The sequence below is a fragment of the Companilactobacillus formosensis genome (genome assembly GCF_005405305.1).
Lineage (GTDB): Bacteria > Bacillota > Bacilli > Lactobacillales > Lactobacillaceae > Companilactobacillus > Companilactobacillus formosensis.
Genome location: NZ_BJDU01000001.1, coordinates 197,960 through 217,730 on the forward strand (window position 1 = coordinate 197,960; position 19,771 = coordinate 217,730).

A 19,771-nucleotide genomic window follows, 5' to 3' on the forward strand; every position below is an offset into this window, starting at 1 on the left:
CTAATTTACGAATAGGGGATTTTTTTTGGAATAAACAGTTTAAAAGAATAGTAATAATTTGCATAAGCAAAATATATTTGTTAGGGTTATAAGGGTCGTTGTTATTTCTTTATTGTTAAATAACAGCTTTTTTATTTCTAATTATTGAGCATAAAAGTAAGTTTAATCAATTCCAAGAATGGGGGATTTAATGAGTACTAATAAAAGTACAAAAGTAGAAGTCAAAAACCTAACGAAAATCTTTGGTAAGAGAATCGCCAAAGCCAAAGAGTTAAGCAGACAAGGAAAAGATAAATCAGAAATTCTCAAAGAAACAGGTGCCACAGTTGGTGTAGACCGAGCAAATTTCAAGATTTACGATGGTGAAATTTTCGTTATCATGGGTCTATCCGGTAGTGGTAAGTCAACATTGGTAAGAATGATCAATCGTCTTATCGACCCAACAGAGGGTGAAGTTTTGATTGATGGCGAAAACGTCATGAAGATGGATAAGAAAAAACTTCGTGATGTTCGTCGAAAGAAAATGAGTATGGTTTTCCAAAACTTTGGATTATTACCTAATCGAACAGTTTTAGAAAATACTGAATATGGCTTGGAAATTCAAGGAGTAGATAAAGATACTCGTGAAAAGAAAGCCAATGAAGCACTAGAAACAGTCGGAATTACAGGTTATAACAATGAATACCCTGATCAATTGTCAGGTGGTATGCAACAACGTGTTGGTTTAGCTCGTGCATTAGCCAACGACCCCGAAATACTTTTAATGGATGAGGCTTTCTCAGCTCTTGATCCATTGAACAGAACCGACATGCAAGATCAGCTATTGGATATTCAAGATCGCTTGCATAAAACAATCATTTTTATCAGTCACGATTTGAATGAAGCATTAAAGATTGGTGATCGAATTATGATTATGAAGGATGCTAAGGTTATTCAAACTGGTACACCAGAAGATATCTTGACACATCCTGCTAATGAATATGTCGAAAACTTTATTGAAAATGTGGATAGAAGTAAGGTTCTTACTGCTGGTAATGTTATGATTCGTCCAATGACGATTAATATTGAAAAAGCTGGTCCACGTTTGACATTGAAGATGATGAAAGCTAACGAAGTTTCAACAGCTTACATTATCAACAATGAACGTAAGTTACTAGGTGTCGTTGATGCCAACGATGTGATTAAATTAGTTCGCGAGAAGAAAGGGGATATTACACCTATTATTCAAACCAAAGTTCCTACAACAGATGAAGATACTCCAATTTCAGACTTGATGGATGATATCTCACAAACAGGTATTCCATTTGCTGTTGTAAACGACAAGAAGCAACTGAAAGGAATCATTGTTCGTGGTGCCGTACTAGGTGCCCTTGCAGGAAATGAGGTGAGCGATTTTGAATAGTCTTTTACTATTAGGTAGTATTCCAAAACTTCCATTAGCTAATTGGATCGATAGTTTTGTTGATTGGCTAGTTCAATTCACTGGCTTCTTCAATGCTATTACTAATTTTATTGGTTCAATCAATAGTGCCTTTCAATGGGTTTTTGATCTGATTCCAATTTGGTTATTTATTATTTTAGTATTAGCTCTAACTTATTTTGTTAATCGAGATAAGCAAAACTGGGGTCTGTTAATTTTTGAGTTCCTAGGATTATTGTTAGTTTGGAACTTAGATTACTGGCGTGATATGACCCAAACATTATCATTGGTTCTAACATCTAGTTTGATTGCCATCATAATTGGTATTCCACTAGGAATTTTGATGGCTAAGAGTCACACGGCTGAAGTTATCTTGAAACCAATTCTTGATTTCATGCAGACAATGCCAGCCTTCGTTTACTTGATTCCTGCTGTTGCCTTGTTCGGTATCGGTATGGTTCCAGGTATCGTAGCTTCAGTTATTTTCGCTATGCCACCAACAGTTAGAATGACTAATATGGGTATTCGTGAAGTTCCTAATGAATTGATCGAAGCCGCAGATTCATTTGGTTCAACTGAATGGCAAAAATTGTTCAAGGTTGAATTACCAATCGCCAAAACTAGTTTGATGGCTGGTGTCAACCAAAGTATGATGCTTTCACTATCAATGGTTGTTATTGCTTCTATGATCGGTGCTATGGGACTTGGTACACAAGTTTACTTCGCCGTTGGTAGAAACGATGCTGGTAATGGTTTCGCCGCTGGTTTGGCAATCGTTATCTTGGCAATTATTTTGGATAGATTGACTCAATCACTAACAAGAACACGCAGAAAAAACTAGGAGGGATTTTTTGAAAAAACAAAAGTTTATTAAACTTTTCTTATTAGCTTTACTAATTATCCCAATTATTTCCGCATGTAGTTCCCAAACAGCTCCATACAACAGTAAGGAAAAGTTGGGTCCCCAAATTAATTACACTATTACTGGTATTGATGCTGGTGCTGGTGAAATGAGTACAACACAAACTGCTTTGAAGAAATACAAGCTGGAAGATCACAATTGGCAACTACAACCAAGTTCTACTTCAGCTATGACTAGTACTTTGGATAAAGCTTATAAAAACAAACAGCCAATCGTAATTACTGGTTGGCAACCACACTGGATGTTTAAGAAGTATAAATTAAAATTCTTAAAAGATCCTAAAAATGTTTATGGTAAAGCTGAGCATATTAGTACCATCGTTCGTAAAGGTTTAAAGAAGGATTCTCCAGAAGCATATACGATTTTGGACAGATTCCACTGGACACCATCACAAATGTCTGATGTTATGTTGGATGTTAATGCTGGTATGTCACCTAAGAAGGCTGCTAACAAATGGATCAAGAAGAATCCTAAAATTGTTGATCAATGGACTAAAGGTGTTAAGAAAGTTCATGGCAAATCAATCAAGCTTACTTATGTTGCTTGGGATTCAGAAATTGCCTCAACTAACGTAATTGCTCAAGTCTTGAAGAAACAAGGTTACAAAGTAACTATTCAATCAATGGAAATGCAACCAGTTTGGGCTTCAATTGCTACCAACGCTGCTGATGCTACTGTCAGTGCTTGGTTGCCTAAGACTGCTGCTAAATTCTATTCTGATTATAAGGGCAGATTTGTTGATTTAGGTGCCAACTTGAATGGTGCCAAAGTTGGATTGGCTGTACCAACTTATATGAAGAATATCAATTCTATTGAAGATTTAAAATAAGAAGTTAAAAAATGGAAGAAATTCCATTTTTTTTTGCGCTAAAAATCTCTTTTATATACTAATGGAATATTTAATTGATTTGTTATTCCTTAAATCATATGAAATAATATTAAAAAACAAGACAAATTATCTACTTAGTATGGAATTCAATGACATGGTATAAGGGAGGGTATATAATTAAATTAATTATAATATGAAATTTTTATATAGGGGCGATGGCGTGGATATACAAACGTTTATTGATAAAAGAAAAAAATTAGGTCTCTCCCAAAAAGAATTAAGTAATGGCATCTGTACTCAAGCAACGCTTAGCAAATTTGAAAACAATGGTAAAATTCCTTCCTTGAAGATTTTGATTCAATTATGCAATCGTTTAGATTTGTCTTTAGATAGTATCATTGGTGTCAGTGATAATAAGAGTCAACAAGTTATCAAGCAAATGAACAAGGCTGAATTTAATTTGATAATTCAAGAATATGAAGATTCTTGGAAAATCATTAAATCGATTGATCCAAAAGATTTGGCTGATGATCGTGATGCTATGATGCAATATTATTATCTTAAAGGTTACTTAAATGTCTTGGATGATGGAGACTTGTTTGATGCGGTCTTTGACTTTAATCGAATTTTGTCTGAATTAGATAGTCGCGGCGAAACTATTTTTACTTTCTTGTCCTTTGTTGGCATGGGAATGGTTTACGCCAAACAAGGCGATGATCAAAAGAGCGAGTATTATTTCAGTAAAGTATTTAGTAATATTTATACAATGTCGATTGATGATGTTAATAAGATCTGGCGCTATATTAATATTATTTTTTATTGTGCTATTTATTACTCAGAAAGAAATGATTTGGAAACAGCTAATGCACTTTTAAAATATGGTGTAAAGATCTGTGCACAAAATCATGTGACTTATTATATTGCTCGAATTTATGCTCAGCTAGCAATGAATGAAAGTCGTGTTAATGGTAACAATAAGAAAGTACGTAACTTTATGAATAAAGCGTTAGTCTTTTCAGAATTTAATCAGAATGAAAAAGAAATAGCTTTGATTAAACGTTGGGTCGCAAGTAATAAATTATAATTCTTATTAAAGAAGACTTCACAATAATCTTGTGGGGTCTTCTTTTTTGTTATCATAGACAATAAGTATAGTTAGGAGAGAAATTATGAATGTTAACCGCAAGCAAATTATCAAATACGGAATAGTAATTGTTTTAGTACTATTTTTAATTATCTATCCAGTACAGATTTATAAAATTGCTCTGAATCTTTTTAGTGTAATTTTACCGTTAGTTTTAGGGGCTGTTTTGGCTTATGCACTCAATATTTTGTGTGTCCGTTTGGAAAAACATTTCTTTCCTAACACTAAAATAAAATGGATTCAGAAGACTCGGCGCATGTGGGTGATTTTGCTATCGCTCTTGATTGTTATTTTAGTCATGGCTGGAGTATTTAGACTAGTTTTACCGCAATTTATCAGTGCTCTGACTAACTTCTTCAAGTCGATTCCCTCGATTTTTAGTGATTTAGCAAACTTTGCCGAAAAACTCAATAAGAATTCAGTAATATCCGATCAATTGGAATCGGTCAATGTTGATTGGACTAGTGTTCAAAATAAAGTTATGAAGTTCTTAACTAGTGGCGTTGGTGGAGTCTTTGGCTCTTCAATCAAAATAGTTACTGGTTTTGCTAAAGGACTCTTCAATTTTATTTTGGCTTTCACCTTTGCTATTTATATTTTGGCTTCCAAAGAAAAATTGGGTGCACAATTCAAAAAAGCAGGCCGTGCTTTTATCAAACCAGAACACTTAAAAAAGACGGATTACGTTTTATCAGTAACTAATAAAATGTTCAGTAGCTTTATCGTTGGACAAGTTACAGAAGCTATTATTTTGGGAACTTTGTGTTCATTAGGAATGGTTTTGTTCAGATTTCCTTATGCACTGCCGGTTGGAGCTTTTGTTGGCGTAACATCATTGATTCCAATTTTAGGTGCTTGGATGGGTGGCGCAGTTGGTTTCTTATTGATTGCTGTGAAATCGCCACTTGATGCCGTATTGTTCATTATCTTTATCTTGGTATTGCAACAATTGGAAAGTAATTTGATTTATCCCAAAGTCGTGGGTACTTCGATTGGTTTACCAGGAATTTGGGTATTAGGTGCCATCACTGTTGGTGGCGGTCTAGGTGGAATCGTTGGAATGTTGTTGGGCGTTCCGGTAGCAGCAACGATTTATCAATTAGTTAAAAATGAAGCTAATCGTCGTTTGAGTAAAACGAATTTATAAAAATGAGGTGCAATGATTGTGTGGGATAGTTATTTTGGTTTCGTAATCACTTTCGTAGCTGTTTTTACGTTAGTTCCTTATTTGACATCTTTATTAACATCATGGCTAGGACATCTTTCAAAAATTACCTTAGTTAATAATTTAGGCAATAATAGTCAATTAGTCGTTGGCGGCTTGGGCGTGATAATACATGAATTAGGGCATGCCATCTTTGCTTATTTATTTGGACATCAAGTAACTAAGGTGCAATTGTTGAATCTGAATTATCGACAATCAGGATCTTTAGGTTCGGTTGATCATCGTTATAACGACCGTAACGTATATCAATTGTTAGGTAATTTCTTCATTGGCCTGGCACCATATTATACGTGTTCAATGGCGTTGTATTTTTTACAAAAGTTTTTGTTGAAAGCTCAATTCAGTGTGACTTCGTTAGCTCAAGGTTTGGATACTAATACTACGTTGTCGTTTCGTTTGATCTTTGAGTCTGTTTTGGACAATTTAAAATCTAGTTTTGCTAATGCTTCTTGGTCGATGGTGGCCTTGTATATTTTGTTGACGATCATGATTGCTAGCACAGGTTACGACTTGAGTAGAAATGATTTTATGACAGTAAACAAGGGAATCTTGCCCTGGGTAGTCGTCTTGATAGTGTTTGGATCGATTTTTTATTGGTTTAATATCAGAACAGCTATTATTAGTGGTTCAGTTTACTTCATTTCGTTTTCAATTTTGTTTATGATCCATGCGATTATTAGTATTGTGATAGCTATGTTAGTAATTAAAATACTGGGAATGTTTCATTAAAAGTAAAAAAATATCCTTTTAGACGGTTGTTGATCAATCATATCTAAAAGGATATTTTTTAAATTTGTTTATAATTTTCAGCTTTGAGATTAGTGATGGTTAACATTACTAGCAAACTGATGATGTAAAGCGTTGAAATGAAGACCATTACGGTCATGATATTGTAGTTGTCTAGAATGAATCCAATGGCCAAACTTGAGAAACCACCGATACAACGACCAACATTCATGATGACGTTGTTGGCTGTAGCTCTGACTTCAGTTGGATAAAGACGGCTAACGATGGCACCATAACCGGCGAACATTCCGTTAGAGAAGTAACCAACGACTGCACCGACGAGAATCAATGACCAGACGTTACTTGGTAGAGTTAAAACATAAACGCCAATAGCTGAAGCAGCTAAGAAAATTCCGAAGGCTAGACGTGGTCCTAAGTTGTCCAAGATCCAACCGAAAGTTAACATTCCGGCACACATACCTAGAATTGTTGCAATCATCCAAGTTGAAGCGCCAACAGTCAAGTTCATTTGTTTTTGCATGATAGTTGGTAGCCAATTCATCAAACCAAAGTAGCCAGCGATTTGGACGATAGCCATGATCATTAAAGCAATAGTTTGATAAGCAATCTTAGGTGTAGCAAAGAGTTGCTTGATGTTACCATGTTTTTCTTTGGAGGAATTAGTGAAAGCAGTACTTTCTTTCAAATGTCTTCTGATGAAGAAGGTAATAACGACGGGGATGACACCGAATAAGAAGAGTGCGTGCCAACCCAATGTAGGTAGAATCAAGGCCGCTAGTAGTGAAGCAAAGATAGCTCCGACTTGACCAGCCATACCGACCCACGATGAAACGCGACCTAATTTTTCCTTTGAAAAGCTTTCGGCTAGAACAGTCATACCGATTCCATATTCACCACCGGCACCGATACCAGCGATGAAACGACAAATATAAATTGCTGTAAGATTATGAGCGAAGAACATTGCTGCCGTCGCAAAGGCAAAGATAAAGATTGTATGACTGAAAGTTTTGATACGACCGATTTTATCGGCTAAAATTCCAAAAAAAATACCACCTAATAACATACCAATGTTAGTGATTGTTGAAATCAATCCTGCTTGCGTGCCGCTAAGATGCAATTCAGCGATGATGGATGAAAGGGCAAAGGACAAGAACATTACGTCCATGTTTTCCAATCCAAATCCTGAAGCTGTCGAAGCAACTACTTTAGCTTGGTAGTTATCGAGCTGGTTCTGTTTTGATACTATTTTCATTTTTTTCCCTCCAAAATTGATGCTCACTGACATCATTTATTTTGCTTGAATGTATAATAGCACAAGGCATTTTTTTAAACAACCCAACATCAATGAAATAGGTAGACATTTAGACAGTAAAAAAGCTAGCTGATAAGTTTTATCAACTAGCTAATTTTTAGTCTGTAAATGATTGATTCAATTTATTCAATTCGCTGCCATTGAATTTAATATCATCCAATTGGTCAGCTTTTTCATGTAAAGTGTTGGTAATTTTATCAGTTAAAAGATCGACATCACTTTGAGAAGTATTGCTTGGGAATATTCCAACAATTAAGTAATCGATAGGAGTTCTGTCATTTCCCCAAGCCACAGGGTCTTTGAAAGTCAAAGTCATAGTGTGAGCTCGACTCTTCTTATCGCTAGTAACGAACATGAAGACAGCACGATCTTCGATGAAATTGTCATCTTGAGCAGCACTAGCAAAAATACTACTTTGAATATTTTGTTCATCAACGTTGAACTCTTCAGCAGTCTTTGAAGCAGCTAATTTTAAAGCACTCATTTCATTGTTATCTTTTAATTCGATGTTTGCGGTTGTGTGGTTCTTTCTGAAAATTTTGAACATAATTGTTATCTCCCTTGCATAATTATTTTACAAGTATCGACATGTCTAACTCTTTACAACCATTATGTTATCTTATCGAACCCGTTTCATAGCAAGGGTAAAAACTAAATTATTTAAATTTTTTTACTGCGTCAGGAATATCATCAACATGGTCGACAATTAATTCGGCACCGGAGTCTTTTAATTCTTGATGATCACCGAAACCATAAGTGATTCCCAAAGTGTGGACGTTATTTTGAACTCCACCTTGCATATCGGTCATGCGGTCGCCAATCATAATAGAATCTTCAGCAGCGGATTCACTGTTATCGAGACCATATTTGAGAATAGCTGGTTTAGTGTTACGAGTGAATCCATCTTCAGATTGACCGTAAAAACCTTCAAAATAATTGTCCAAACCTAAATGGGGAATAAGGATTTTTAACATTGATTCAGTTTTGACTGATGAAATATAAAGGTTATAACCAGCATCTTTTAATTGTTGTAGCATGTCTTTCATGCCGGAATATAATTCTAGTTGATAAACACCCTTCGTGTTGTAGTAACTTTGGAAAGATTTGACCGCTTCTTGATAGCGAGCTTTAGGGAAATCAGGATAAAATCTCTCAAGACTATCGACTAGAGAAGGTCCAATGAATTTCTTGTAAGTATCGACACCAAGATGTTCCATTTTCAAGTCATTGACCATATATTCTAGGGCATTAACGATACCCTCTTGGGTATTAGCAATCGTACCATCAAAATCAAAAAACAAATTCTTCATAAATTTTTCTCCTCAATGATTTATATTATTTAATTATAGTACAGAATAATCAATGTTCTGCAATAGGTTGATGGTGGGCAATTAAAATTCCCGATAAAACGAGTAGAACAGATACTAATACTAGAATTGCTAAAACTAGATTCCAGGAATTCAGAGCATTTTCTAAGTATCCGAATAAAACTGGACCAATGGCACCTAGTAGATAGCCGGCAGATTGAGCCATACCGGATACTTCGGCAGTTTGATAATGATTGGTTGTCTTTTCAGTGAAGAAGATAACCGCCATATTGAAAGCAATTCCAGAACCAAAGCCGGTCACGACTGTTACGATGCTCAGAAAAATCAAATTGCCAGTAGGGAACAAATATCCAAGTGGGGCAATGGCATAACCAATTGTTAGCATGATCAATAAATGCTTGAAACCGTGCTTTTTAGTTGAGAAATAGGGCACAATAAATGAACAAGGCAAACCACTCAACTGCAAAATAGTTAATAAATTACTAGCTAAAATGGCACTAACTCCATGGCTTTCTAACATTGAAGGTAACCACGTAACGAATGAATAATAAACTAATGATTGAAAGCCAAAAAAGGCAGTGATCAACCAACCGAGTGATTGATTCCAAACGCTACGGTAACTGACGTGCTTAGTACTAGCAGTATCACGTTGATTATAGCGCAAATTTGGAATCCAAAAAATTAGAGCAATAATAGCCGCAACCGATAAAATCATCAAGGTAAGTTGCAGACTGATTTTGGTAATTAACACACCGGCTAAAGCTGTTCCAATTGCGCCAATCAATAACATCGACATTGTATATAAACTGGTTCCTAAGGGAATTTGATTAGGGAGGTGGTCCTTGATCATGGCTGGGACCAAAACGTTCCCACTATCGATACCGACTCCGACTAGAAAAGTTCCGAACATCAGAGCTCCAATAGTAGGGATAACGCGTAAATAACTACCGATAATTAACAGTATAAAAAATAAGAAAACCGTCAATTCATTACCAAATTTTTTGGCAACTTTGACGATAATTGGTGAAAGTAAGGCAAAGGTAACTAGTGGAATTGATGTGATGAGTCCGGCCAAAGATTTAGGAATGCCAAGATCTTTTTCAATCGTGCTGAGTAGTGGTGGAATCATGGTGATTGGTAATCTTAAGTTAGCAGCAATTAACATCATGCTAAATAAGAACCACGATTTATTGATTTTTGTGGATGCTTTCATAATTTCTCCCCAAGTGTTTGTTATTAATTTAATTTTAAACCTAATAAAAGATTGTGCCAAATTTGCTTTAATATGGAGGACGGCAAGATAAACACTAACTAAAAAAGCCTCATCAAAATGAATTAATCATCTTGATGAAACTTAAAAATAAGCTTATTTAGACCATTTGGCGAAGAAATTCTCAGTAAATTCGATAAATTTAGTTCGAGAAACTTTAAAATCGTTATCTTCTAAATATTCAACTAATCCAATCAAACCACCAACAATAAAACTGATCATTAACTCAGGTGCGTCTGATTCGGTAATCATTTTGATTAGAGGATCTTTTTGACTATTAGGATCTTTACTTTTAGTTTTGACAATATCTTGGAGAATGCTTCTAAACTCAGGATAGAGGTTAGCTTTCGTTTGATATTGTGGAGAAATATGGTGGATAAAATTGCTATTCTTTTCCATGAAATCAGCGATTTGGTAAACAATTGTTTTCGCATTGGAAGTGTTGTTGATTAAATCATCCAATAGGTAAGAAAAGACTGAATGTAGCAATTCATATTTATCACTAAAGTAGCGGTAGAAGGTACTATGGTTAATTAGAGCCTCGTCACAAATATCACCAACAGTGATTTTTTCGAATGGTTTCTTTTGAAGTAAGGAAATCATCGCGGTGATAATCGATTTTTCTGTTCGTTGTGTTACTTGTGACATTTTTGTTCCTCCTAGAACACTTTTACATTTTCATAACGAGTCATCAATGAATTGAAATCATAATCTTTGATGTCTTGAATGTTTTTAGAACCATTAAAGAAAGCAGTTAAACTGGCAGCTAGCATTAAGTTAAGTGGTTGATCGTCAATGTTTCTAACGCCAATAACAGGAATATTGTGAGCTGCTGCATAGCCACATTCCCAAACAGTTCCAGAGTCTGGTTCAAACTCGTTTTCTTCTATTTTATAGTCTAACATTGCAACGACTACATCTGAAACATTAATATTGTTAATATCATGTTTGAAGACAGCTGTTTGCCATTCAAATGAACCAAACTCAGCTGCATCGTAAGCATGCTTGCCAGGACGGAAGACGTCACCAATAGTAGGATTTTGTTCTAAGAGTGCTTGAACGTCATCTAGACGTTTGACTTGTTGATCACTGAAAAATGGGCCTGCTAAGTAAACACGATTCTTTTTTTCCATGGTTTTAGTAATAACTCCTTTATGTTTATACTTTAATTATACTGAAATGTTCGGAGAATGCTCGTGAAATCGTTTTTAAAGGGTGATATTAATTCCTTAATAATTAGTAAAATCTGTAAATAATAATTGTTAAAAATGTCAAAAAAGCCTTTTCATCTGATTCATAAGATGATATAACTTTTCTAGGGCATGGAGGCAATGCTTATGAATAAAAAATTACCAAAGGCCAACAATGACAAGAAAAAAGTCAGTTGGTTAGCCGCATTCGGGATTCTTTTAGCGGTACTTCTTTTAATTTTTTAGGATTAAACGTGCTTATAGATGGGAAGAAATGTAGTATTCTTAATATGTAGAAAAGTTAAACTGAGGCTAGAATATAGTCTCAGTTTTTTGATGGGAGATGAATTAAAATGCAAGCGTACCAAATTGAGAATATCCTTTATGCTGGTGTAGTTGGGGATGCATTAGGGGTTCCAGTTGAATTTGATAAGAGAGATTCATATTATATCGACTCAATGACTACAGGCACTTGGGAACAGCCTGCGGGAAGCTGGTCAGATGATACGTCTTTCACTTTGCCTCTAATTGAGAATTTAATGGCAAATCAAAATTATGACGACTTGATGCAAAAGTTCGTTAATTACATGTTCCACAATGAATACACACCTAACGGGGTAGCGTTTGGAATTGGTAACACTTGTGCAAAAGCTTTACGTAATTGGTCAGTTAATCATTATCCAGCTTTGGAGTCCGGGGATAAAAGCGTGGAAGCAAATGGCAATGGAGCATTAATGCGGCTAGCACCATTGGCAATTGACTTAGTTAATGAAATTAATTTGGATCGACGTCTCCAATTAGAACGTGAGTACACTAGTTTGACACATCGTCATCCACGAAGTATCGTTGCTAGTTATATTTATTTAGAAATTATTCATAATTTATTAAATGGTCGTTCATTACGAGCTACCTTAGATGTTTTACCTAATCAACTTACGAAAGCTTTAGAGAAACGTCCAAGTGAGCTAAAAGAATTACCTTATTTTGAAGCAATGTTCCAACCAGAATTTGCTACAACTTTGCGCAAAGATATTAAATCTACTGGTTACGTTGTAGATACATTGTTAGCTAGTACATGGAGTATTTTAAACTCTACCAGTATTGACGGAGCGGTAATTTTAGCAGTCAACTTGGGTGAGGATACTGATACGATTGCCAGTATTACTGCTACATTGGCAAGTTGTGAGAATTTAAGTGATCATATCAGCGATAAGTGGAAGAGTCAGTTACAGAATAAGCCACTATTAGATAAATTTATTAAGCCATTTGCTAAAAAAGAAGCAACAAAAAAGTAAAACTCGTTAAACCTGTCTGAGAGGTCTAACGAGTTTTTTATTTTTCAGGCTGAATTAACGAGTTATCAGAATTACCAAACCATTTCTTATTGATTTGTTGTAATTCACCGGTGTTGGCTAAGTTTTGTAAACCTTGATCAATTTTCTTCTTCAAAGTTTTATCACCTTTTCTCATACCAGCGGCGAAATCTTCACCTGTGAAACCACCACTAGTAATGCGATATGAGTCAGGATTCTTTTCTTTGCTAATGTAGTAACCAGCATAGACGCTATCGATTAAAAGACCTTGAATTCGGTTGGCATCTAAGTCCATTAGAGCATTGTTGAAAGAATCATAGAGGACTGGCGTTTTATTTTTGATGTAATTTTTTAGCATTGCAGGGTGTTCGTCCAATAGACTGGCACCAGAAGAACTCGTTTGAGCTCCAAGAGTTTTACCTTTCATACCCTTAAATGAAGTGATATTTTGGTTGGTCTTGGTAACAAGAACTTGGCGGTTAGCCATGTAAGGACGTGAGAACATCAATTGTTTCTTACGAGCTGGCGTAATTGTGTAACCATTCCAAATCAAATCAATAGTTCGATTTCTTAGTTCAGTTTCCTTCATATTCCAATCGATAGGTTGAAAGTCAGCTTTGATACCGTATTGTTTGAAAACGGCTTTGGCTAAATCAATATCGTAGCCAACTAAGTTACCATCTTTTTGACGAAAACCCATGGGAACGAATGTATCGTCCAGCCCGATAATGACACGACCTCTTTTTTTGATAGATGACCAAGTATCAGTCGTATTGGCTTCTTGAGCTACAGATTTTTTATTGCTGCTACAACCAGCTAATAAACCAAAGAAGGCTAAGAAGGTCATGAATAATAATATTTTTTTCTTCATAATTTAATCCCCCTATAATTAGTTGTTCAGTGGTTTTACTTCTAGTAATTGATCAGCAATTTTTTTGGCAAAGTCAGGGTCGTGGGTGATGACAATTTGAGTGATACCTGTTTTTTTCAAATCCAAAATAACTTGAGCAACGGTGTCACGAAGACTTGGGTCTAGCGCTGAAGTTGGTTCATCATAACAGAGAATTTGTGGTTTCATGGCTAAAGCACGGGCGATAGCAACACGTTGTTTTTGACCACCAGATAATTCGAAAGGATATTGATTTTTGAGACTAGTTAAGCCTAATTGTGCTAAAAGTTCATCAACGTTTTTTTGAACAGTTTGTTTGTCTTGTTTTAGGACCATTTGTGGAGCTAAAGCAACGTTTTCCATAACGGATAAATGAGGGAAGAGATTGAAATCTTGGAAAACAACGCCAACAACGCGTTCTTTAACTGATTCATCGAAAGGATCAAAAGGCTTATCGTTGAGAATAAAGCTACCAGAATCAATTTTTTCTAGTCCAGCGATACAACGTAAGAGAGTAGTTTTACCAGCACCACTAGGTCCAACGATACTTAAAATTGAATTATCTTTAACTTCGAGATTTAGATTATTTAAGATGGTTTTGCCATCAAAGCTTTTAGTAATATTATTTAATTTCAACATATTTTCTCTCTCCTAACGATAATAACTGAAACGTTTTTCTAGAACTTTTAGTACCCAAGTACAAATCAACGTTAATAGTAAGTAGATGATACCAACTAAGACCAATGGAAGTAAGGTAACGTCACGTGAACTGGCGATATTTCCGGCACGAAGCAAGTCGCCTAAACCAATTACGTAAACTAAAGATGAATCCTTAACCAAATTGATTACTTCATTACCAATTGAAGGTAAGACGATTTTGACAACTTGAGGAATGATGATTTTTCGAATTGTTTGCCAATAACTGAGTCCTAAAACCTTAGCACCTTCAAATTGTCCTTTGCTAACAGTTGAAAAACCACCACGGAAGATTTCAGCAAAGTAAGCAGTGTAATTAAGAATGAAAGCGAACAATGCGGCGTCATATCTTTCAAAGACGATATGTGCAAATGGCATGTTAGGTAAGCCATAGAAAACGAAAATTAGTTGTAGTAGTAAAGGAGTTCCTCGCATGACCCAGATGTAAAAAGAAATGATCCAACTTAGTGGCTTAAATTTGGAACTGCGTCCTAGTGATACCAAAACTCCTAATGGCAATGAACAAATAAGTGTCCAAAAGAAAACTTTCAAAGTCATTACCGTACCACTTAGAAGTGACGGTAAAATTTCAAAAATATAGTTCATCATAATATCTCTCCCCTTTACAAATATAAAAAAACGCCCACTAGCATATAGCTAGAGGACGTCTTGACGTGGTTCCACCTCGAGTTCGTTAGTATCTCACAACACTAACCTCAAGAAGTTATTGTAAAAAAATACCCTCCTAGTCAAAAGACTAAGAGGGCGAATATTCGCGGTTCCACCTCTGGTTCCCAATACCTCACGATATTAGGCTCACGAAGTTACAATAACTTCAGCTTTAACGGTGCTACCGAAATGACCTACTTGATTCAATCATTCAACTTACAGATGTGTTTCACCAAGGACTAGATCAACTCACACCAACGTTGATTCTCTGGACTAGTTAACTCAGTTACTCTTCTGTCGTCGCTTTTTATATTTGTTTGAAATGTTGCAACTATCGTACGGCCTAGAATAAATAATGTCAAGGTTTATTTATCAAAAAATATTTTTGATGTTAATACATCGCTGCTGATCCGCCATTTTTAGTCTATAAAAATTGACATATAATGTTATTTATAATATATTGTTACTGAAATGATATTATACGACGTATAGTATTAGGAAATGAGGAGATAATATGGCAATTCAAGCTTCGACTGAGATCCTTGAAGGTTCAGTTTTAGCTCTGTTAACTACGCAAGATTACTATGGTTATGCGATTACTCGTGAGATAAAGAAGAGTTTTCCCATTTCAGAATCAACAATGTATCCAATTCTTCGTCGGTTAAAAAAAGAAGAGTGGTTGAGTACATATGATGAAGCTTACGAAGGTAGAAATCGTCGTTATTATCAAATAACAGATTTAGGCAGAGAACACTTGGAACAAATTAAAGTTAATTGGAAAGAATTAAAGGCGGCCACAGATGCTATCTTGGAGGGGAAAAATGAAGAATAACGCAATAGATTCGTACATTGATGAATTTAGAATTTATTTGCATCAATTAGATGAAAAAGAACAAGATGATGTTATTGAATTTTATCGTGAATATATGATTGATGCCAATTTACAGACTTCAAATAATATAATCAATGAATTGGGTACACCCAAAAATTTGGCACGCAAAGTTTTAGCAGATTATTCAATTAAAATGTCTGAAGAAAATTATCAGAACGTTAATAATGGCCAAATTTCTAGTAACGAACGTGCTTCACGTAATTTAAAGATGATTGGGCTGGTTATTTTAGCTTTGATGGCTTCTCCAGTAGCTATCATGATTGCTATTATTTTGATACCGCTGATTTTGACTTTCTTTGGAATGATTGTTTTCATGATTCTACTATTCTTATTCTTGGTAGCAATGTCAGTCGTAGGGGGAATTGGTGCCATTTTTATCGGTTTATCAGTCATTTTTCAATCATTTTGGACGACTATTTTCTATGTCGGAATTGGTTTATTGATCTTGGGAGTAGATTTTTTCTTAATTCCTATCGTTATAGCGCTAGTTAAATGGTGCTTTAGTGTAGTAGTTATCTTCTTCCGTTGGTTAGGTAAAAAATTACTTTATGGACGTAAAACACCAATGAAGGGGGATAAGACTAATGCGTAAGTATTTCGTAACGGGTTTTTATTTATTGATAATTGGTGGAATTCTTCTACTCGGTGGCGTTTTGATGGGAGCCAATCGTTCCGTCGTTTGGGATCATGGCTTCAAAGTAGCACAAAGCGTAAATGAAACTTATCCATTATCTGATTTTAAAAATGTCTACGTTGAAGGTCGAGATACAAATATCAATTTTAAATTAGGTGACCGTTATAAGATTCATGTCGATGGCGACAAGTCACAGATGCCAAGTTACAAAGTAAGAAATGATACTTTGACTATTACTGGCAAAAAGAAAAACAAACATGTCGGTGTTGATGTATTGGGGCGTGCTAAAGTAACTATCACGATTCCAATGGATAAAACACTTGATAATGTCAGTTTGCGATTAGCCAATAGTGCTATATATGTTAATGATGTAACGATAGAACATCTCGTTAAAACCGCTAAAGATATGGATTATGATGCACAACTTTATATCAAAAATGCAACGATAAACAATTTAGACAAGATCAATTTGTATGATGCTAATTTTGAAGTGGATAATTCAAAAATAAATAATATGACTTTAGTTGCTAATCAATATTCTGACGTTGTCATAAAGAATTCAACGTTAGTTAAAACTAGTATCAATCTAAATGAATCTGCTTTAAAGGTGAAACAATCTAATCTAGATACAATGAATTCTTTATCAAGTCATGGCCGTATTACGATGGATAAAGTAGTTTTTATGAATAAAAATGATTTCCGTATCTTTAGTAATGGGCATTTTACGGGTAGTGACGTTACAGCTGATGGCTTAGATTTAACAACCGAAGATGGCATTGTTAGATTTATGGATAAGAATTATGGTCATGAGTATCAAAATAAAGTTGATGCAAGTAATTTATTGACTGTCAAAGCAACCAAAGGCTCAATTACAATGAAGTAAATTAGTAGCTAGTAATTATCTTTGTTATAATGGCGTTATTGTAATTGTGAGGGATATAGATGAATAATAATCGAATATCTGCCTTGGAGATCAGACGTGAGGCTCACAGAGCTTTTCGTAAAGATATTAAGGGAAATATTTCTCTTAATGTTGTTCCAATACTTTTGAGATTTTTGGCAGTGTACTTTGGAACCAAAATTTACACGACTTGGATGGCTAATTTGAATGTTAATTTAGCTGATCCATCTCAGGCAAGTCAACGACTATCAGAAATATCTGCCAGCATGGCTAATGACCCTAGTTCGGCTAACCAGTTTATGTTGACACTAACTCCTGAAACGAGTGTTGCTGTCTATGCTTTTATGTTTTTCTTTATTATGATTTGTGTCGGCGTTTCGTATGCTTTGATTGATAAATTACGTAATCCTGATTATCAAATCAACGCTTTAAAGGATAGCTTACGAGCCTTTTCGGGCCGTTATTTCTTTCCACTATTGTTCATAACGGCGTTATTTGGACTATTCTTGGAAGCGGGATTAATGTTGTATATTATTCCTGGTATTTGGTTTTTGATGATCTTTTCACAGACTTTCTTTATTTTTAAGGATGATGTGGCTGATCAAAATAAATGGACTTTACGTATGGCTTTTTCTAGTTTTAGTCGTAGTTCAGTTTTAATGCGTGGATATAAGTGGGCTTATTTCTCATTTTGTCTTGAATTTTTCTTTTGGGAAATTTTAAATGCTTTAACACATGAATTACTATCAATTTGGTTACAACCATATGAACAATTGACAATGGCTATTTTTTATCAAAAAGTTTTAGAAAATAATCGCAAAAAATAAAAGAATCTTCAGTGTGAGCAATCACATTGAAGATTCTTTTTTTAACGTGTTTCCACGAAAATATAATCGATGGCCTTAGCACCAATTGTTAAGTTTGAACCATCTGCTTTTTTAACGACTAATGAATTGTCGAATTTTTCATGTTTGATAACTTCGATTGTGTCATCAATTTCAAGATTTAAACTGCCAAAGTATTGAAGAAAATCATAGTTATCAGACACACGGACAATTTGAACCTTAGTTCCATCAGGAATCATGCTGAGCAATTTATCATCAGCATCAGTTTCACCTTGACCGTTTCCGGGGATAATTCCACCATGTGGACAACGTTGAGGATGACCAAGAAAGTCGTTCAAGTGATCAATCAAATCGTCGTCAGAAGCATGTTCTAGTGCATCAGCGTTATGGTGAACGTTATCGACAGGGTATTTGAGACATTGATTAAGAAATACTTCCCAAAGTCTATGTGTACGAACTAGTTTTTCAGAAACTTTATTTCCCTTAGGTGTTAAAACGATTTTGTTATATGGGGAATGTGTTAAATAGCCTTCACTTGCTAAAGCATTCAACATTTCGGTAACAGATGGAGCAGACACATTCATGATTTCTGAAATACGTTTGTTAGTAATCTTTGTGAAGTCATAATTCAATTCATAAATGGTTTTTAAATAATTTTCTTTGTTAGGGGACAATTTTACAACCTTTCGTTTAGCCTAATAATATTCTTAGCCCTTTTATTATAGCGCATATCGTTCAACTTTGATATTGCTTAATGTTAAAATAAAAATGTGATTGAGAATTTGAGAAGGGGAAGATTTATATGAGTGAACCAAAGCGCCATTTTGATTGGTTTGGTTTCATCATTGGTTTAATTTCTTTATATGCGGGTTATTTGGTATTGTGGTATCCGCTAAAAAGTTTATCGACCATTGCTGGAATTTTTGGCTTTTTTATAATTTTACGAGGAATTTATCAATTGTGGTTTGGATCTCAAATGACACGCTTTTTGGGTGTTAGAAGTGGTTGGACAATTTTTTCAGCTATTGTGAATATTATTATCGGTATTATTTTCATTGCCCACCTGAATGTAGGAGTCATCGCAATTATTTACATGTTTTCAATTTGGTTTTTGCTGGATGCGGCTTTCCAAATTTTTACCGCTCGTTTCTATCATTTCTTTGGTAAAAAGTACTATTGGTTGATCGTTATTTTGGCAGGCTTGAATCTCTTGTTTGCGATTATTCTATTATTCAATCCAGTTTTAGCAGGAGGCTTCATTGTTTTCCTATTAGCCTTTTTCTTCTTTGCCACCGGAGTAGCCGAAATTATTGAAGCATTTTAATTAAAAGCATTCTCTACAGTATCTAAATTTGCTAAAATGTAGGGAGTGTTAATGCCGTCTTAGCTCAGATAGGTAGAGCATCACCATGGTAAGGTGGGGGTCGTCGGTTCAAATCCGATAGACGGCTGTATGTAGCAGTTGTACGTTTTTGTACAGCTGCTTTTTTTATTTAAAAAATTAATAATGGTTAATTATTAAACATATGGTTTTAAAAACTAGAT

At 35.0% G+C, this 19,771-nt stretch carries 22 protein-coding genes, 1 tRNA gene and 1 other annotated feature; of the genes, 13 read left to right on the forward strand and 10 right to left on the reverse strand.

Features of this window, described 5'->3' with window-relative positions; genetic code table 11:
- Positions 1-190: 190 nt before the first annotated feature.
- From FFM65_RS00940 to FFM65_RS00965, 6 genes are all read left to right on the forward strand, one after another.
- Complete coding sequence (locus FFM65_RS00940; RefSeq protein WP_119317235.1) at positions 191-1,402, forward strand: quaternary amine ABC transporter ATP-binding protein; 1,212 nt, start codon at positions 191-193, stop codon at positions 1,400-1,402.
- Positions 1,395-2,261 (forward strand): ABC transporter permease, encoded by an 867-nt coding sequence (locus FFM65_RS00945; protein WP_119317236.1) that lies wholly within the window; start codon positions 1,395-1,397, stop codon positions 2,259-2,261. Before FFM65_RS00940 ends, FFM65_RS00945 begins: the two co-directional genes overlap by 8 nt.
- A 10-nt stretch (positions 2,262-2,271) precedes the next feature.
- A complete protein-coding gene (locus FFM65_RS00950) occupies positions 2,272-3,171 on the forward strand; it encodes a glycine betaine ABC transporter substrate-binding protein (protein ID WP_119317237.1) in 900 nt (299 codons plus the stop codon).
- A gap of 220 nt (positions 3,172-3,391) precedes the next feature.
- Positions 3,392-4,255, forward strand: coding sequence for a helix-turn-helix domain-containing protein (locus tag FFM65_RS00955; RefSeq protein WP_174795659.1), 864 nt, complete (start codon positions 3,392-3,394; stop codon positions 4,253-4,255).
- Between the two features lie 85 nt (positions 4,256-4,340).
- On the forward strand, positions 4,341-5,462 hold the full coding sequence (locus tag FFM65_RS00960) for an AI-2E family transporter (protein ID WP_119317239.1): 1,122 nt from the start codon (positions 4,341-4,343) through the stop codon (positions 5,460-5,462).
- Positions 5,463-5,474: 12 nt separating this feature from the next.
- Positions 5,475-6,269, forward strand: a complete 795-nt coding sequence (locus FFM65_RS00965) for a hypothetical protein (protein WP_245954203.1) — start codon at positions 5,475-5,477, stop codon at positions 6,267-6,269.
- A gap of 58 nt (positions 6,270-6,327) precedes the next feature.
- On the opposite strand, the gene FFM65_RS00970 is transcribed toward FFM65_RS00965, so the two are convergent.
- The 6 genes from FFM65_RS00970 to FFM65_RS00995 all read right to left on the reverse strand — a co-directional run bounded on the left by FFM65_RS00970 (position 6,328) and on the right by FFM65_RS00995 (position 11,330).
- Positions 6,328-7,539 carry an MFS transporter gene (locus tag FFM65_RS00970; protein WP_119317240.1) on the reverse strand — a complete coding sequence of 404 codons (1,212 nt, stop codon included), beginning with the start codon at positions 7,537-7,539 and terminating at the stop codon, positions 6,328-6,330.
- Positions 7,540-7,696: 157 nt separating this feature from the next.
- A complete protein-coding gene (locus FFM65_RS00975; protein ID WP_119317241.1) occupies positions 7,697-8,146 on the reverse strand; it encodes a PTS sugar transporter subunit IIA in 450 nt (149 codons plus the stop codon).
- Positions 8,147-8,255: 109 nt separating this feature from the next.
- Complete coding sequence (locus tag FFM65_RS00980) at positions 8,256-8,909, reverse strand: HAD hydrolase-like protein (RefSeq protein WP_119317242.1); 654 nt, start codon at positions 8,907-8,909, stop codon at positions 8,256-8,258.
- A gap of 49 nt (positions 8,910-8,958) precedes the next feature.
- Positions 8,959-10,140, reverse strand: coding sequence for a CynX/NimT family MFS transporter (locus tag FFM65_RS00985; RefSeq protein WP_119317243.1), 1,182 nt, complete (start codon positions 10,138-10,140; stop codon positions 8,959-8,961).
- A 153-nt stretch (positions 10,141-10,293) separates the two neighbouring features.
- Positions 10,294-10,845: a TetR/AcrR family transcriptional regulator gene (locus FFM65_RS00990; RefSeq protein ID WP_057812555.1), complete on the reverse strand. Its 552-nt coding sequence runs from the start codon at positions 10,843-10,845 to the stop codon at positions 10,294-10,296.
- Positions 10,846-10,856: 11 nt separating this feature from the next.
- On the reverse strand, positions 10,857-11,330 hold the full coding sequence (locus FFM65_RS00995) for a nucleoside 2-deoxyribosyltransferase (protein WP_119317244.1): 474 nt from the start codon (positions 11,328-11,330) through the stop codon (positions 10,857-10,859).
- 410 nt (positions 11,331-11,740) lie between these two features.
- On the opposite strand from FFM65_RS00995, the gene FFM65_RS01000 reads away from it, so the two are divergent.
- Positions 11,741-12,682 carry an ADP-ribosylglycohydrolase family protein gene (locus FFM65_RS01000; protein ID WP_119317245.1) on the forward strand — a complete coding sequence of 314 codons (942 nt, stop codon included), beginning with the start codon at positions 11,741-11,743 and terminating at the stop codon, positions 12,680-12,682.
- Positions 12,683-12,719: 37 nt separating this feature from the next.
- Here FFM65_RS01000 and FFM65_RS01005 read toward each other — a convergent pair whose 3' ends face one another.
- The 3 genes from FFM65_RS01005 to FFM65_RS01015 are packed head-to-tail and all read right to left on the reverse strand — an operon-like array spanning position 12,720 to position 14,894.
- A complete protein-coding gene (locus FFM65_RS01005) occupies positions 12,720-13,571 on the reverse strand; it encodes an amino acid ABC transporter substrate-binding protein (protein ID WP_119317246.1) in 852 nt (283 codons plus the stop codon).
- Between the two features lie 18 nt (positions 13,572-13,589).
- On the reverse strand, positions 13,590-14,228 hold the full coding sequence (locus FFM65_RS01010; protein WP_119317247.1) for an amino acid ABC transporter ATP-binding protein: 639 nt from the start codon (positions 14,226-14,228) through the stop codon (positions 13,590-13,592).
- 12 nt (positions 14,229-14,240) lie between these two features.
- Positions 14,241-14,894, reverse strand: coding sequence for an amino acid ABC transporter permease (locus tag FFM65_RS01015; RefSeq protein WP_119317248.1), 654 nt, complete (start codon positions 14,892-14,894; stop codon positions 14,241-14,243).
- Between the two features lie 149 nt (positions 14,895-15,043).
- Positions 15,044-15,264: a binding site (T-box leader), on the reverse strand.
- A 204-nt stretch (positions 15,265-15,468) separates the two neighbouring features.
- Between FFM65_RS01015 and FFM65_RS01020 the strand changes: the two genes are divergently transcribed.
- The 4 genes from FFM65_RS01020 to FFM65_RS01035 are packed head-to-tail and all read left to right on the forward strand — an operon-like array spanning position 15,469 to position 18,208.
- The gene (locus FFM65_RS01020; protein ID WP_119317249.1) at positions 15,469-15,786 is read left to right on the forward strand and encodes a PadR family transcriptional regulator; all 318 of its coding nucleotides are present in this window, start codon (positions 15,469-15,471) and stop codon (positions 15,784-15,786) included.
- The gene (locus FFM65_RS01025) at positions 15,776-16,438 is read left to right on the forward strand and encodes a DUF1700 domain-containing protein (RefSeq protein ID WP_119317250.1); all 663 of its coding nucleotides are present in this window, start codon (positions 15,776-15,778) and stop codon (positions 16,436-16,438) included. Before FFM65_RS01020 ends, FFM65_RS01025 begins: the two co-directional genes overlap by 11 nt.
- Entirely contained in the window at positions 16,431-17,363 is a 933-nt protein-coding gene (locus tag FFM65_RS01030; RefSeq protein ID WP_119317251.1) for a DUF4097 family beta strand repeat-containing protein, read from the forward strand. Before FFM65_RS01025 ends, FFM65_RS01030 begins: the two co-directional genes overlap by 8 nt.
- Positions 17,364-17,422: 59 nt before the next feature.
- Entirely contained in the window at positions 17,423-18,208 is a 786-nt protein-coding gene (locus FFM65_RS01035; protein ID WP_119317252.1) for a DUF975 family protein, read from the forward strand.
- Positions 18,209-18,249: 41 nt separating this feature from the next.
- Here FFM65_RS01035 and FFM65_RS01040 read toward each other — a convergent pair whose 3' ends face one another.
- On the reverse strand, positions 18,250-18,900 hold the full coding sequence (locus FFM65_RS01040) for a metal-dependent transcriptional regulator (protein ID WP_119317253.1): 651 nt from the start codon (positions 18,898-18,900) through the stop codon (positions 18,250-18,252).
- Positions 18,901-19,028: 128 nt separating this feature from the next.
- On the opposite strand from FFM65_RS01040, the gene FFM65_RS01045 reads away from it, so the two are divergent.
- Both FFM65_RS01045 and FFM65_RS01050 read left to right on the forward strand, forming a co-directional pair.
- Complete coding sequence (locus FFM65_RS01045; protein ID WP_119317254.1) at positions 19,029-19,550, forward strand: DUF308 domain-containing protein; 522 nt, start codon at positions 19,029-19,031, stop codon at positions 19,548-19,550.
- A gap of 53 nt (positions 19,551-19,603) precedes the next feature.
- Positions 19,604-19,677: transfer RNA gene (locus tag FFM65_RS01050), tRNA-Thr, on the forward strand.
- Positions 19,678-19,771: the final 94 nt, after the last annotated feature.